General features: G+C 44.7%; 12 protein-coding genes and 2 tRNA genes. 5 read left to right on the forward strand and 9 right to left on the reverse strand.

Going from position 1 to position 14,334, the window contains the following annotated elements:
• Positions 1-25: 25 nt before the first annotated feature.
• A complete protein-coding gene (locus tag HADU_RS07450) occupies positions 26-2,335 on the forward strand; it encodes a RelA/SpoT family protein (protein ID WP_005223232.1) in 2,310 nt (769 codons plus the stop codon).
• Between the two features lie 103 nt (positions 2,336-2,438).
• Entirely contained in the window at positions 2,439-3,089 is a 651-nt protein-coding gene (locus HADU_RS07455) for a hypothetical protein (RefSeq protein WP_008304943.1), read from the forward strand.
• 49 nt (positions 3,090-3,138) lie between these two features.
• Here HADU_RS07455 and secF read toward each other — a convergent pair whose 3' ends face one another.
• The 8 genes from secF to queA (HADU_RS07495) form a co-directional block, all read right to left on the reverse strand.
• Positions 3,139-4,113 carry a protein translocase subunit SecF gene (gene secF / locus HADU_RS07460; RefSeq protein ID WP_171056659.1) on the reverse strand — a complete coding sequence of 325 codons (975 nt, stop codon included), beginning with the start codon at positions 4,111-4,113 and terminating at the stop codon, positions 3,139-3,141.
• Between the two features lie 8 nt (positions 4,114-4,121).
• Entirely contained in the window at positions 4,122-6,020 is a 1,899-nt protein-coding gene (secD, locus tag HADU_RS07465; RefSeq protein ID WP_008304945.1) for a protein translocase subunit SecD, read from the reverse strand.
• 52 nt (positions 6,021-6,072) lie between these two features.
• On the reverse strand, positions 6,073-6,402 hold the full coding sequence (gene yajC, locus HADU_RS07470; RefSeq protein WP_004816064.1) for a preprotein translocase subunit YajC: 330 nt from the start codon (positions 6,400-6,402) through the stop codon (positions 6,073-6,075).
• Positions 6,403-6,504: 102 nt separating this feature from the next.
• Positions 6,505-7,635, reverse strand: a complete 1,131-nt coding sequence (gene tgt / locus HADU_RS07475) for a tRNA guanosine(34) transglycosylase Tgt (RefSeq protein WP_004816067.1) — start codon at positions 7,633-7,635, stop codon at positions 6,505-6,507.
• A gap of 158 nt (positions 7,636-7,793) precedes the next feature.
• A complete protein-coding gene (locus HADU_RS07480) occupies positions 7,794-8,609 on the reverse strand; it encodes a DUF4303 domain-containing protein (protein ID WP_008304946.1) in 816 nt (271 codons plus the stop codon).
• 111 nt (positions 8,610-8,720) lie between these two features.
• The gene (locus HADU_RS07485) at positions 8,721-9,287 is read right to left on the reverse strand and encodes a LemA family protein (RefSeq protein ID WP_005223221.1); all 567 of its coding nucleotides are present in this window, start codon (positions 9,285-9,287) and stop codon (positions 8,721-8,723) included.
• Positions 9,288-9,311: 24 nt separating this feature from the next.
• Positions 9,312-10,340 carry a hypothetical protein gene (locus HADU_RS07490; RefSeq protein ID WP_005223219.1) on the reverse strand — a complete coding sequence of 343 codons (1,029 nt, stop codon included), beginning with the start codon at positions 10,338-10,340 and terminating at the stop codon, positions 9,312-9,314.
• Between the two features lie 15 nt (positions 10,341-10,355).
• Positions 10,356-11,390 (reverse strand): tRNA preQ1(34) S-adenosylmethionine ribosyltransferase-isomerase QueA, encoded by a 1,035-nt coding sequence (gene queA / locus HADU_RS07495; RefSeq protein WP_008304947.1) that lies wholly within the window; start codon positions 11,388-11,390, stop codon positions 10,356-10,358.
• 168 nt (positions 11,391-11,558) lie between these two features.
• On the opposite strand from queA (HADU_RS07495), the gene HADU_RS07500 reads away from it, so the two are divergent.
• Positions 11,559-11,645: transfer RNA gene (locus HADU_RS07500), tRNA-Leu, on the forward strand.
• A gap of 272 nt (positions 11,646-11,917) precedes the next feature.
• Here HADU_RS07500 and HADU_RS07505 read toward each other — a convergent pair.
• Positions 11,918-12,004 (reverse strand) — tRNA-Leu (locus HADU_RS07505).
• 168 nt (positions 12,005-12,172) lie between these two features.
• On the opposite strand from HADU_RS07505, the gene queA (HADU_RS07510) reads away from it, so the two are divergent.
• Positions 12,173-13,207 (forward strand): tRNA preQ1(34) S-adenosylmethionine ribosyltransferase-isomerase QueA, encoded by a 1,035-nt coding sequence (gene queA, locus HADU_RS07510; RefSeq protein WP_008304947.1) that lies wholly within the window; start codon positions 12,173-12,175, stop codon positions 13,205-13,207.
• A 15-nt stretch (positions 13,208-13,222) separates the two neighbouring features.
• Positions 13,223-14,251, forward strand: coding sequence for a hypothetical protein (locus tag HADU_RS07515; protein ID WP_005223219.1), 1,029 nt, complete (start codon positions 13,223-13,225; stop codon positions 14,249-14,251).
• The last annotated feature ends 83 nt before the right edge of the window (positions 14,252-14,334 follow it).

Here is a 14,334-nt window from a genome sequence, read left to right on the forward strand (position 1 = left end):
ATGTATATAAAAGTAGGAGAATGGTATGGTCACAGTACGTGAACAGCTGCCTGGGCGACTGAATGAGTTGTCACAGGAGGCGACTGTAGAACATGCCGATCAAGCCCTGCAGGATATGACCGAATGGTTAGATCGTGTACGCGGCATATTAGATGGGGCCCCATTAAAACAGCTCGAAGAAGTCGCCCATCTCACTTTAGAAAATGAGTTAGAAACCACGGTTCAGCATCGCTCCAATACTTTCTATACCGGTATTGAGATGGCGGATATCCTTGCCCATTTGCATGTTGATGAAGATACCTTGTCTGCAGCCATGCTGTATCGTTCGGTACGTGAAGGTGTCACACCGCTTGCAGACGTACTGGAGAAATTCGGTGAGAGTGTACATGGCCTGGTGAAAGGCACTCTGTCGATGGGTAAGCTGTCCGAGCTGATTGAAAATAACAAACGTCTGGAAGACCATTTCAACAATAACCAGCGCGAGCATTTGACCGGCATTTACAAGATGCTGATCTCAGTCACCGAAGATGTCCGTGTGGTACTGATCAAGTTGGCCGAGCGTACCTATGCATTGCGTGAACTGGCGAAATCACCTCGAGACCGTCAGGAACGTGTTGCACGCGAAATTCTGACCATCTACTCGCCACTGGCACATCGTCTTGGTATTGCCCAGTTGAAATGGGAGCTGGAAGATCTGGCTTTCCGTTATCTGGCGCCAGAACGTTATAAAGAAATTGCTTCTTTACTGAATGAAAAGCGCTTGGAGCGTGAACATTATATTCAGTTTGTAATCGACAAGTTGCGTGGTGAACTGGCTGAGCATGGCATTGAGGCCGAAATTACCGGTCGGGTCAAACACATTTATTCGATTTATCGAAAAATGAAGAGCAAGGATCTGAGCTTCGATCAGCTCTATGATATCCGTGCTGTACGTGTCCTGGTAAATTCAGTACCTGAGTGTTATCACACTTTAGGTATCGTACATCAGATCTGGCGTCATATTCCGCACCAGTTTGACGACTATATTACCAATCCGAAAGCCAATGGTTATCGCTCACTGCATACTGCCGTGATTGCAGAAAACAAATCGCTTGAAGTGCAGATTCGTACCTATCACATGCACGAAGAGGCAGAGCTAGGTGTATGTTCACACTTTAACTATAAGGAAGGGGCAAAAACCACAGACCATTCCTTTAACCATCGCCTGCATTCTTTACGTGCCGTATTGGAGCATTACCAGGAACGTAATGATGCCAGTGCACATAAAGATTCTGAGGCAGAAGTTGAGAATTTTGAACAGATTCAAGACTTTGAAGGCTTTGAGAAAATCTATGTGTTTAGCCGCGATGGAGATATTAAAGAATTGCCGCGTGGCTCAACAGTCTTGGATTTTGCCTATCATGTCCATACCGAAGTGGGTAACAAGTGCTATGCCGCACGAGTGAACCAGCGCTATGTGCCGCTGACTTATACTCTGAAAACCGGGGAACAGGTCGAGATTCTGACCAAAAAAGACCGTGAGCCAAACCGTGACTGGCTGGTGAACTCGCTTGGTTATATCAAGACTGCACGTGCACGTGACAAGTTACGTCACTGGTTCCGTCAGCAGGATCGTAGCAAGAATCTGGAAGTTGGCCGTGAAATTCTGAATAAAGAACTTTCACGTCTGGCAATTCACCCGAAATCGATCGACTTGGGTGACTATTGCAATCACTTTAATGTGAAGAGTGGCGAAGACATTCTGATTGGTATCGTAAATGGCGATATCAGCCTGCATGCGCTGATCAATCAGGTGAATCGCCATATGCACCTGGATCAGGATGAACCTGAACTGGTACTGAAGCCGGCGCTGAATCCACGTGCCAGTCATACTTTGTCTGCTCATGGTATTCTGATTGATGGCTTAGACAATGTTGAACTACATGTGGCGCAATGCTGTCAGCCTGTACATGGCGAGTCGATTGGGGGCTATATCACGCTCAATCGTGGAGTAAGCATCCATAAGGTGGCGTGTCCGGATTATGTGCGTATGATTTCGCAGGAACCAGAACGTGCCGTAGAAGCTGATTGGGAAATGCAGCCAACCCGTGGTCAGAGTGTCCAGATTGTAGTAGAAGCTTATGACCGCCGTGGCCTGCTCAAAGATCTGACGCAAGTGATCTTCTCTGATCAGATCAATATCCGTCAGGTAAATACCATTTCAGAAGCTGATGGTATTGCCAATATGAAGCTATTGATTGAAGTCAAAGGTTTAGCCCAGCTGTCCAAACTGCTGGCTCGATTAGAACAGCAGCCCGGGATTATTAGTGCCCGTCGTTTGGTTCAAGGCAATTAAATCTACTGATTAATTCGTCTAGAAAAAGCCTGCCATTTATTGGTGGGCTTTTTATTGTAAGGTGCTCAGTAGCACTTAATAAAAATGAAGTCACCCAATTGCGATGAGTACGACAGAACTATTTGAACGTAGACGGGAAAATCTGAGCAGGATCATTGATCAATGGATTGCCAATCAGCGCTTTAAAACAGGCAAAGAGATCTGTGAATATTATGGCCTGTCTGCGACTTATGTCGCTCAGTTACTGAATAGCAAGCGCCAGATTGGAGAAAAGGCGGCTCGGGAACTGGAACAGCAGCTCGGCTTGGAATCCATGAGTCTGGATCAGCAAGAGCTTCAGATAGAACAAGTAAAAAATACTCTGGTTCCTCATTTATATAGTATGCAGGTGGTGGAGCAGGAACTGTTTTGCTTAAAGCCTCTGGATGCTGTTCATTATGAAATAGAGCCTACTATTCAATTGCAGGCGAATCACCATGCTCTGCAAATCAGCAGCGATGCCTATCAGCCTATACTTAAACCGGGCTGGTGGCTGCTATGTGACCGTCAGCGGCCCGCCCAAACGGCTGATTGGCTTTGCATACAGTTCATCAATAAATTCTGTTTAATTTTAGAATTACAGCGAGAAACTGAGCAGGAGTTACAATGTCAAAGTCTGGATGGCAAACGTCAGGTTCGTTTTCAGAAACAGGACGTTCAGCAAGCTGAGGTAGTGATCGCCATCCTGCATCCAGAACAGATTCAACGGCGATAAAAAAGCCCATCTGTAGATGGGCTTTTCATATTTTAAAAGAAGGCTGAAATTATGGAATTTCGTTTTCTTCCTCAAACTCAGGTTTCACTTGCACAATGAAATCCTGACGGTTCAGGCCACGCCATAAAGCAAAGGCTGTACCGATATAGATGGATGAATAGGTACCTACAAAAACACCAACAAACATTGCGATCGAGAACCATTTCAAACCATCACCACCCATGATCATCATGGCTACGACTACCAGCAATAACGTCATAGAGGTATGAATGGTACGACGTAAAGTTTCAGTCAAGGCAATATTGATGATTTCCAATGGTTCAGCACCACGGATTTTACGGAAGTTTTCACGAATACGGTCAGAGACCACGATGTTATCGTTGAGTGAGAAGCCGATAATCGCCAATAACGCTGCCAGTACGGTTAGGTCGAATGGCCATTGCATCATGGCAAAGATACCCAGTGTCACCACGATATCGTGGAACAAGGACAGTACTGCACCAATCGCCAGCTTGAATTCAAAGCGGATGGTGACATAAACCAGCATCAGCAGCAGGGCAAGGGCAACCGCACCTGCAGAACGCACGTACAGCTCATTACCGACCTGACCACCAACCACATCAACTTTTGGTACTTCAGCTGCATTACCTGGCAGCTGAACTGCTGTGGTAATGGCTTTGGTCAAGTCTTCTGCTTCAACATCTTCCTGAACAGGCATACGCACCATCAGGTCACGATCTGACCCTAAGGTTTGTACCACAGCATCATTAAAACCAGCTTGACTCAGCGCCTGAGTAACTGATTCTGGCTGAACCGGATTGGTATAGTTCAGCTCTGCTGCCACACCACCAGTAAAGTCCAGACCCAGGTTCAAGCCTTTAGTGGCAATAAAGAAGATGCTGGCAACCGTTAATAAAATTGAAAACAATGCCGCAGGCAAAGCAATTTTCATAAACGGGATAACACGTTCGTGATCCGGGCGGCCGTATTGTTTTGAATTAGGTTGAGTATTCTCAGTCATCAGTGATCTCCTTAAATGCTCAACTTTTTCAAGTTACGTTTTTTGCCATAGATAATCTGTACAATCGCACGGGTTACAGTAATTGCTGTAAACATCGAGCAGACAATACCAATCATCAGGGTCACGGCAAAGCCTTTGATCGGGCCGGTACCAATCGCGAACAGAATGAACGCTACCAGGAAGGTAGTTAAGTTCGAGTCGAAAATGGTGTTATAGGCTCGGTCATAACCGGCGACAATGGCCTGTTTCGGCGAAGCGCCCCATTTCATTTCTTCCCGTATTCGTTCACAGATCAGGACGTTGGCATCGACCGCCATACCAATGGTAATCACGATACCGGCAATACCTGGCAAGGTAAGCGAAGCACCAATCCATGACATGACTGTCAGGATCATCGCCAGGTTAAATACTAGGGCAAAGTTGGCAATCACACCAAACAGACGGAAGAACACGACCATCCAGATCGCCACCAAGATAAAGCCGATTTGGGTAGACAATACACCTTTATCGATGTTTTCCTGCCCCAGACTTGGACCAATCACACGTTCTTCAACAAAGTACATTGGCGCGGCCAGTGCACCGGCACGTAACATCAAGGCAAGTTCAGACGCTTCCTGTGGAGAATCCAGACCGGTAATACGGAACTGAGAGCCCAATACCGCCTGAATGGTTGCCGCGTTAATTACCACAGATTCGGTATATGGCGTACGAACTTCAGTTTGCTGACCTGTTGCAGGATCTTCAACATAGCTGATCTTCTGCTTGTTCTCGATGAACAGTACAGCCATACGTTTGCCAACGGCATTACGTGTGGCATCCGACATGAGCTTACCGCCCGCAGCATCGAGGGTAATGTTCACCTCAGCACCACCAGTGTCCTGGCTAAAGCCACTTGAAGCATTTTGAACACGTTCACCCGTCAGAATACGGGTACGGTTCAGCAATAACTGACGACCGCTGTCCAGAGATTCATAAGCAAATGCTTCAGTACCAGGGGGTAATGTACCTGTTACCTGACCCGTATATGGATCAATATATTGATCGTTCAGATCTGAGACCAGACGGAACTCGAGGTTTGCAGTACGGCCAAGGACACGTTTTGCCTCAGCAGTATCCTGAACACCAGGAAGTTCAACCACAATACGGTTGCTGCCCTGAGTTTGTACCAGTGCTTCAGCCACACCTAGCTCGTTAATACGGTTACGCAGTGTGGTTAAGTTCTGGTTGACTGCATAGCTTTCAATTTCCTGCTTACGCACATCGGTATAGTTCAGGCGCAGGGTAGATCCGGTAGCCGTCGCTACAGCCTGCTGGGTGAACTCATTGTCATTACGGCGCAGAAAGTCCATTACCGCAGAACGATCATCATTATTGGCAAACTGCATGGTAATGGTGTTGTTGCTGAGGGTCAGGCTGTTGAATTTCAGATTGTTATCACGTAATTGACGACGCAGGTCAGTTGCCGATGTTTCCATACGCTGCGCAATCGCCTTGTCCATATCCACTTCTAGCAGGAAGTGAACACCACCACGCAAATCCAGACCCAGCTTCATTGGCTTGGCGCCAATTTTTTGCAGCCATTCTGGCGTTGTTGGTGCAAGGTTCAATGCTACAACATAATCATCGCCCAGGCCGCGACGCAGTGCTTCCTTGGCTTTGAGCTGTGCTTCGCTAGAATCAACACGAAGTAAGGCCGCATTGTTGCTGAAGCTGTTGTCATGAGTTGCAATATTTTCAGTTTTTAATAATTGCTCTGCTCTTTGTACGATGCCCGCATCGATCTGAGTGCCGGCTTTGGCACCCGAAATCTGTACGGCAGGTTCATCTGGATACAAACTAGGCAGGGCATATAATGTACTGATCGCCAGGACAACCAGGATCAGTACATATTTCCATGCTGGGTAACGCATTTGTTTTCTTCTTAAAATTAAAAAGTCGTGCAGGGAGCACGACTTCTTTTGATTAAATGTTATTTAAAGTGCCTTCAGGAAGTACTGAGACCACGCTCGCACGCTGAACTTTTACTTCCACACCACGGTTGAGTTCAACCACAGCAAAGTCACCTTCAATTTTTGTGATTCTGCCCATTAAGCCGCCTGCAAATACCACTTCGCTGCCAACCCCCAGACTTTCAATCAGTGCACGATGCTCTTTGGCACGTTTAGATTGAGGACGCCAGATCAGGAAATAGAAGATTGCTACGAATACCGCAATCATCAAAAGGTTCGCCATCAGGCTTGGTTGTTGTGCAGCTTCACCTGCAGCGTGAGCAGTCGAAATAAATAGGCTCATTTACATTTTCCTAAACTAAAAATGGTTAATTAACTGAATGATAATAAATTGACTTGTTCTGCAATTTACCTTGTCTTTTTCTTTAGCGCAAATACTGAAAGATTAATCTTCAGGACAAGGCGGCACTTGCATGCCACGGCGGGCATAAAAGTCCTCAACAAATTGCTCGAATGTGCCTTGATCCAGAGCTTCGCGCATCGCTTCAGTCAGGCGCAGGTAATAGCGCAAGTTATGAATCGTACCCAGCATAGAACCTAGCATTTCACCGCATTTCTCCAGGTGAAACAGGTAGGCACGGCTAAAGTTTTGGCAAGTGTAGCAATCGCAGGCTGGATCTAGCGGACTTTGGTCATGACGGTATTTCGCGTTACGGATACGTACTAAACCGCCGGTCACAAAATAATGACCGTTACGTGCATTTCGGGTTGGCATTACGCAGTCGAACATATCGACACCACGGCGTACTGCTTCCACGATATCTTCCGGTTTGCCGACACCCATCAGGTAACGTGGTTTGTCTTCCGGCATTTTCTCTGGAAGATAATCCAGCACCTTGATCATTTCTTCTTTCGGTTCACCAACAGACAGACCACCAATGGCATAACCATCAAAGCCGATTTCAAGCAGGCCTTTTAAGGATTCATCACGCAAATCTTCGTACATACCGCCTTGAATAATCCCGAACAGGGCATTGCGGTTTTTCAGTACGTCGTGATGTTGAGTCTTACAGCGTTTTGCCCAACGTAAAGACAGTTGTAGCGATTTCTGTGCTTCTTCATGCGTTGCCGGATAAGGCGTACATTCGTCAAAAATCATCACGATGTCAGAGTTCAAGGTGTGCTGAATGTCCATCGAGATTTCAGGAGACAGGAATACTTTGGAACCATCAATCGGCGAGCGGAAGGTCACACCTTCCTCCTTGATTTTGCGCATCGCACCGAGGCTAAAAACCTGGAAACCACCAGAATCGGTCAGGATCGGGTTGTTCCATTTCATGAACTGATGCAGACCACCATGTTCACGGATGACATCCAGACCTGGACGCAGGTACAGATGGAAGGTATTGCCCAGAATTACCTGAGACTTAATTTCTTTAATGTCACGAGGCAACATGCCTTTTACCGTGCCATAAGTCCCCACCGGCATGAACATTGGGGTTTCAACCACGCCATGCTCAAGCGTTAAACGGCCACGACGGGCACGGCCCGACTGCGCTAATTTTTCAAACTTCATAGGAGTTCCAAATCAAGGCGAAAAAACAGTTCGCTGATTGTTAATGCTAAAACCGGCTATTTTCCTTGATTCTGACCGTAAACGCCAGCGCTCCATCCAGTCCGGGCTGTTTATTTATGTTGCCTGTATGAATGAAAAATGAAGAATAAGTTTGCGATCTAACGTTCAAACTGGCGGATGCGCTCCTGAATTTCCGCTTGTGTCATGGCACAATTGCCATCAATCTCAGTTGCCATCGCTGCGATATGCTGGATCAGTTTCTGGATATAAAGATTGGCATCGACAAAATGCGGTTCCAGCGTTAGTAAATAGGCCTGATGGGCAACATGTAAATAATCATAAGCTTCTAACTTGACCAGCTGCGCCAGATCAATCAGCAGATCTTTGTCGTTCTGGTTTAGCTTAAATGACTTTGACATAGCAGGTTGATTTGCAGGCTGTTTGCTGAACAGAAACTGTTGTCTTAATGGACTTTCCGGATTTAGAGAAATAGCCGATTGAAATTCTATTTGTGGCTGTGTTGGCATATGGATAAAAAACACAATCCGGTTTAAGTCCAGGCCATAATCCTGTTCTAAAGCATCACGTGCCTGTTGAAAGAGCTTTAACAGTACATCCAGTGTATTGGCCTGATCGGTCTTGCTATGTTCCAGCAAAGGGTTGCCGAAACTATGCTGGTTCTTGAAATAGCTGTCCAGCAGTGCACGAAACTGCGTCATACCGTTATTAGAGCTATGGACGGTACGGTAACGCCATTTCGCTACATTCCAGCGTTCAGTTTCAGACAGATACTGTGCACGATCTTCCTGATCATTAAAAATACTGCGTTCGGTTGATATGGCGAGGTAATCCACTCGCAGAAACTCGTCAAAGACCAGGCTACAGGCATATATTCCGTCGTCACTATAATGATCATAGAGTTGATAAAACTCCTTGATCAGGACTTCCTTTAAGGTATCGAGATGATCTAGCATAGTTTTAATTCTTTATTTTTATTCTGAAGCAAAGTGCCTTAGCTGGAATCTCCTGATTCATCGCTAAGGCAGTTGGGTATTTCTTATCATCGCATAAATATACGTCAGGGTTTAAAAATTCGGACGATAGTCAAAACTTTGGGTCACCGCCTGATCGCGGAAAGGACGCACAGCTTTCTTTTGTAGCAGCATGTTATTGATTATATTATGCGGGAAAACCTGAATCTGGTTATTAAACAGTTCAACATTACGATTATAGATACTGATTGCGGCACCGACATTTTCATTCTGTTCTTCAATTTCGTTCATCATTTTTAGATAAATTTCATTGGCTTTCAATTCAGGGTAGTTTTCGATCACCACATTCAGGTTATGCATCAGCTCCCGGTTCAGGCTTTCGATCCGTTGTAATTGCCCAATATCGGCATCTTTAATATTCAGGTTCATGATGTTCTGACGCAGTTCAGTCACTTTCTCCAGCGTGCCTTTTTCGAAACTGGAATACTGTTCGACCAAAGGTTGCAGGCCATCTAGAATTTTCAGTTTCTGCCGTTCATAGCTGGCAACATCAGACCATGCCCGAATTGTGGCATTATGATAACGTACGATGCTGTTACGGATCATGATGATGGCAACAATCAGCAGAATCGGGATAATGACAAAAACAACAAATCCCATAAAAGCAGTCCCCAGAGAAAATAATTATTTTAAAAACTGAATCAGGTCAGTTTGCAGCTTTTCCAGTTCTACTAATTTAAACGTTCTCAGATGTCCACGCAATGCAGAAATATCCTGGATATTTTGCTTGCGTTCAGGCGCATTAAAAATGTCATGTGGCCCTAAATAGCACAGCACACGTTGTTGGGGATGAAAAATAAGATCGCCTTCACGGTATTGGAAAAATTGACTTAATCGGAGCACAAAACCCGGGCTGAGCTGTTTGGCCATTTGCATGGGATCTGTGCCATAAAATTTTAAACGCTGATTGGTGCGTATATCACTGCTGTGCCAAGGATGGCGATAAGGTGAGGGGAATGGACGTCTTGATGTGCTAATGGCAAGCCCTTGCACAGAGACATCAAAGACAAATGCACCCCACAAATTTTTGTGTTGTTCAATGAGTTTGACGGTATTGCCATTTTTGTCGATGGTTTTAATTTCATCTACATAGTGGTATTCAAAAAGCAAGACTTGGTGTTCTTGTCCATTTTCATCTAACCATGTGGTGCTGGCATAACGTGAGATGTCATTGCGTAATGAGCCACGTTCAAACACAGGAAAAAGGCGTTTTAAATTGCCAATAAATTGCCGAGGATTAAGTGGCATTGAAATATGCTGTGGCTGTTGTTGAAAGTGGAGATGATATTTATGCGTCAGCACACGTTCTTCTAAATATTCAATCACATCATTGATGGAGCGCTCTTGCTCATAAATCAGATAGGCCCAAAATAACATGCCAAAACCCAAGGCAAAATTGCATTGCAGCCAGAAATTGTGCGGTGCAATGATAAGGCTGAATACTTGCATCAAGCCAAAGAGTGCCAAGAACCACGGCAGGGTGTTTTCAAACTTTAGAGAAATTGAACCTTGCCATGGATGCAAGCCATTAAGAATGTCCTGATGGCTTTTGGCATCACTCGATAAGTGCCACAGCCGATCGATATTTTTAAACACCACTTCATTTTTCTTACGACGAATATGAATGGAGCGTTGCACTGCATCGATCGGCATAGATGGGTCCTGTAATTATTTGGTCTGATCAATCAGCATGGCATCACCATAGCTGAAGAAGCGGTATTTGCTTTCTACGGCATACTTATAGGCATTTAGAATATTGTCACGATTTGACAACGCTGAGACCAGCATCAGTAGGGTAGATTCAGGCAAATGGAAGTTGGTAATCAAACGATCAACCACTTTAAACTCATAACCTGGATAGATGAAGATTTGGGTATCACCAGTCCAGCCTTTCAGCTCACCACCATTGGCCTGTGCCGCACTTTCAGTCGCGCGAGTCGCTGTTGTGCCGACAGTAATGACTTTATTGCCACGTTCTTTGGTGGCTTTGATCAGTGCCATGGATGCATCAGAGACCTGACACCATTCGCTGTGCATGATGTGATTTTCAATATTGTCGGTACGAACCGGCAAGAACGTACCTGCACCCACATGCAGGGTCACAAACGTTTTTTGAATGCCTTTTTCTTCGAGTTTTTTCAGCAAGTCTTCATCGAAGTGCAAGGAAGCTGTCGGTGCAGCCACACTGGCTAATTTTGTTGGGTCATTGAAAACCGTCTGATAGCGTAAAGTATCAATCTCTTCCGCTTCACGGTTGAAATAAGGTGGAATAGGCAGGGCGCCGTATTGATCCAGGACATCTAAAATCGGCTGGGAGAATTCCACAACAAACAGATTCTCATGACGGCCTTGAACAGTCACTTTAACGGCATCCGGGCCAATAAACACTTCAGCACCGGCTTTCGGTGTATTGCTGGCTTTAATGTGACAGTGCGCGATGAACTGATCCATCATGCGTTCAACCAGAACTTCAACTGCACCACCTGAAGCACGTTTACCTTTCAGGCGGGCTTTCATCACCTTGGTATCGTTCAGAACCAGCAAATCACCTTCATTCAATAAATCCAGAATGTCGGTAAATTGGTGGTCATGGTATTGACCTTCAGCATCGAGGTGTAAAAGGCGAGAAGCACTACGTTGTTCAAGCGGATAGCGAGCAATCAGCTCATCTGGGAGATCAAAGCTAAAATCAGAAAGTTGCATGACAAGTTACGGTAATAAAAACTGGGCGTAGTATAAACTTTTTTCCTTTTTAAGGAGGAAATTGCAGCTTTATAGATCAAAAAAATGAGTTTTGTTTTAAAATTAAACAAATGCAGAGAATCTGCGTTGACATCTGATTGAAACCGAGTAATATACCTTTCATCCACTCCCGAGGTGGTGAAATTGGTAGACGCGGTGGACTCAAAATCCACTGTCAGCGATGACGTGTCGGTTCGAGTCCGACCCTCGGGACCAAAATTCTAAAGAGCCCTAAGCATATTCAGTCTTGGGGTTTTTTATTGCCTGATATTTAATTTAACTATTTTAATTCCTTTAATTTCAGTAACTAAAGTGTTGAATGAATTCTTTGCTATAAAAAAATCCCTCTAAATTTAGAGGGATTTTTTTATAGCAAAGAATTCATTCAACACTTTAGTTACTGAAATTAAAGGAATTAAAATAGTTAAATTAAATATCAGGCAATAAAAAACCCCAAGACTGAATATGCTTAGGGCTCTTTAGAATTTTGGTCCCGAGGGTCGGACTCGAACCGACACGTCATCGCTGACAGTGGATTTTGAGTCCACCGCGTCTACCAATTTCACCACCTCGGGAGTGGATGAAAGGTATATTACTCGGTTTCAATCAGATGTCAACGCAGATTCTCTGCATTTGTTTAATTTTAAAACAAAACTCATTTTTTTGATCTATAAAGCTGCAATTTCCTCCTTAAAAAGGAAAAAAGTTTATACTACGCCCAGTTTTTATTACCGTAACTTGTCATGCAACTTTCTGATTTTAGCTTTGATCTCCCAGATGAGCTGATTGCTCGCTATCCGCTTGAACAACGTAGTGCTTCTCGCCTTTTACACCTCGATGCTGAAGGTCAATACCATGACCACCAATTTACCGACATTCTGGATTTATTGAATGAAGGTGATTTGCTGGTTCTGAACGATACCAAGGTGATGAAAGCCCGCCTGAAAGGTAAACGTGCTTCAGGTGGTGCAGTTGAAGTTCTGGTTGAACGCATGATGGATCAGTTCATCGCGCACTGTCACATTAAAGCCAGCAATACACCGAAAGCCGGTGCTGAAGTGTTTATTGGCCCGGATGCCGTTAAAGTGACTGTTCAAGGCCGTCATGAGAATCTGTTTGTTGTGGAATTCTCCCAGCCGATTTTAGATGTCCTGGATCAATACGGCGCCCTGCCTATTCCACCTTATTTCAACCGTGAAGCGGAAGAGATTGATACTTTACGCTATCAGACGGTTTTCAATGACCCAACAAAATTAGCCAGTGTGGCTGCACCGACAGCTTCCTTGCACTTCGATGAAGACTTGCTGAAAAAACTCGAAGAAAAAGGCATTCAAAAAACGTTTGTGACCCTGCATGTGGGTGCAGGTACGTTCTTGCCGGTTCGTACCGACAATATTGAAAATCACATCATGCACAGCGAATGGTGTCAGGTCTCTGATGCATCCATGGCACTGATCAAAGCCACCAAAGAACGTGGCAATAAAGTCATTACTGTCGGCACAACAGCGACTCGCGCGACTGAAAGTGCGGCACAGGCCAATGGTGGTGAGCTGAAAGGCTGGACTGGTGATACCCAAATCTTCATCTATCCAGGTTATGAGTTTAAAGTGGTTGATCGTTTGATTACCAACTTCCATTTGCCTGAATCTACCCTACTGATGCTGGTCTCAGCGTTGTCAAATCGTGACAATATTCTAAATGCCTATAAGTATGCCGTAGAAAGCAAATACCGCTTCTTCAGCTATGGTGATGCCATGCTGATTGATCAGACCAAATAATTACAGGACCCATCTATGCCGATCGATGCAGTGCAACGCTCCATTCATATTCGTCGTAAGAAAAATGAAGTGGTGTTTAAAAATATCGATCGGCTGTGGCACTTATCGAGTGATGCCAAAAGCCATCAGGACATTCTTAATGGCTTGCATCCATGGCAAGGTTCAATTTCTCTAAAGTTTGAAAACACCCTGCCGTGGTTCTTGGCACTCTTTGGCTTGATGCAAGTATTCAGCCTTATCATTGCACCGCACAATTTCTGGCTGCAATGCAATTTTGCCTTGGGTTTTGGCATGTTATTTTGGGCCTATCTGATTTATGAGCAAGAGCGCTCCATCAATGATGTGATTGAATATTTAGAAGAACGTGTGCTGACGCATAAATATCATCTCCACTTTCAACAACAGCCACAGCATATTTCAATGCCACTTAATCCTCGGCAATTTATTGGCAATTTAAAACGCCTTTTTCCTGTGTTTGAACGTGGCTCATTACGCAATGACATCTCACGTTATGCCAGCACCACATGGTTAGATGAAAATGGACAAGAACACCAAGTCTTGCTTTTTGAATACCACTATGTAGATGAAATTAAAACCATCGACAAAAATGGCAATACCGTCAAACTCATTGAACAACACAAAAATTTGTGGGGTGCATTTGTCTTTGATGTCTCTGTGCAAGGGCTTGCCATTAGCACATCAAGACGTCCATTCCCCTCACCTTATCGCCATCCTTGGCACAGCAGTGATATACGCACCAATCAGCGTTTAAAATTTTATGGCACAGATCCCATGCAAATGGCCAAACAGCTCAGCCCGGGTTTTGTGCTCCGATTAAGTCAATTTTTCCAATACCGTGAAGGCGATCTTATTTTTCATCCCCAACAACGTGTGCTGTGCTATTTAGGGCCACATGACATTTTTAATGCGCCTGAACGCAAGCAAAATATCCAGGATATTTCTGCATTGCGTGGACATCTGAGAACGTTTAAATTAGTAGAACTGGAAAAGCTGCAAACTGACCTGATTCAGTTTTTAAAATAATTATTTTCTCTGGGGACTGCTTTTATGGGATTTGTTGTTTTTGTCATTATCCCGATTCTGCTGATTGTTGCCATCATCATGAT

The organism is Acinetobacter sp. HA (assembly GCF_000264725.1).
Classification (GTDB): domain Bacteria; phylum Pseudomonadota; class Gammaproteobacteria; order Pseudomonadales; family Moraxellaceae; genus Acinetobacter; species Acinetobacter schindleri.

What these genes read in the sequence shown, in the direction of transcription:
- HADU_RS07485 (WP_005223221.1), bottom strand. Translation starts at nt 9,287, where the DNA reads ATGGGATTTGTTGTTTTTGTCATTATCCCGATTCTGCTGATTGTTGCC.
- HADU_RS07490 (WP_005223219.1), bottom strand. Translation starts at nt 10,340, where the DNA reads ATGCCGATCGATGCAGTGCAACGCTCCATTCATATTCGTCGTAAGAAA.
- queA (WP_008304947.1), bottom strand. Translation starts at nt 11,390, where the DNA reads ATGCAACTTTCTGATTTTAGCTTTGATCTCCCAGATGAGCTGATTGCT.
- HADU_RS07455 (WP_008304943.1), top strand. Translation starts at nt 2,439, where the DNA reads ATGAGTACGACAGAACTATTTGAACGTAGACGGGAAAATCTGAGCAGG.
- tgt (WP_004816067.1), bottom strand. Translation starts at nt 7,635, where the DNA reads ATGAAGTTTGAAAAATTAGCGCAGTCGGGCCGTGCCCGTCGTGGCCGT.
- yajC (WP_004816064.1), bottom strand. Translation starts at nt 6,402, where the DNA reads ATGAGCCTATTTATTTCGACTGCTCACGCTGCAGGTGAAGCTGCACAA.
- HADU_RS07480 (WP_008304946.1), bottom strand. Translation starts at nt 8,609, where the DNA reads ATGCTAGATCATCTCGATACCTTAAAGGAAGTCCTGATCAAGGAGTTT.
- secD (WP_008304945.1), bottom strand. Translation starts at nt 6,020, where the DNA reads ATGCGTTACCCAGCATGGAAATATGTACTGATCCTGGTTGTCCTGGCG.
- HADU_RS07450 (WP_005223232.1), top strand. Translation starts at nt 26, where the DNA reads ATGGTCACAGTACGTGAACAGCTGCCTGGGCGACTGAATGAGTTGTCA.
- queA (WP_008304947.1), top strand. Translation starts at nt 12,173, where the DNA reads ATGCAACTTTCTGATTTTAGCTTTGATCTCCCAGATGAGCTGATTGCT.
- HADU_RS07515 (WP_005223219.1), top strand. Translation starts at nt 13,223, where the DNA reads ATGCCGATCGATGCAGTGCAACGCTCCATTCATATTCGTCGTAAGAAA.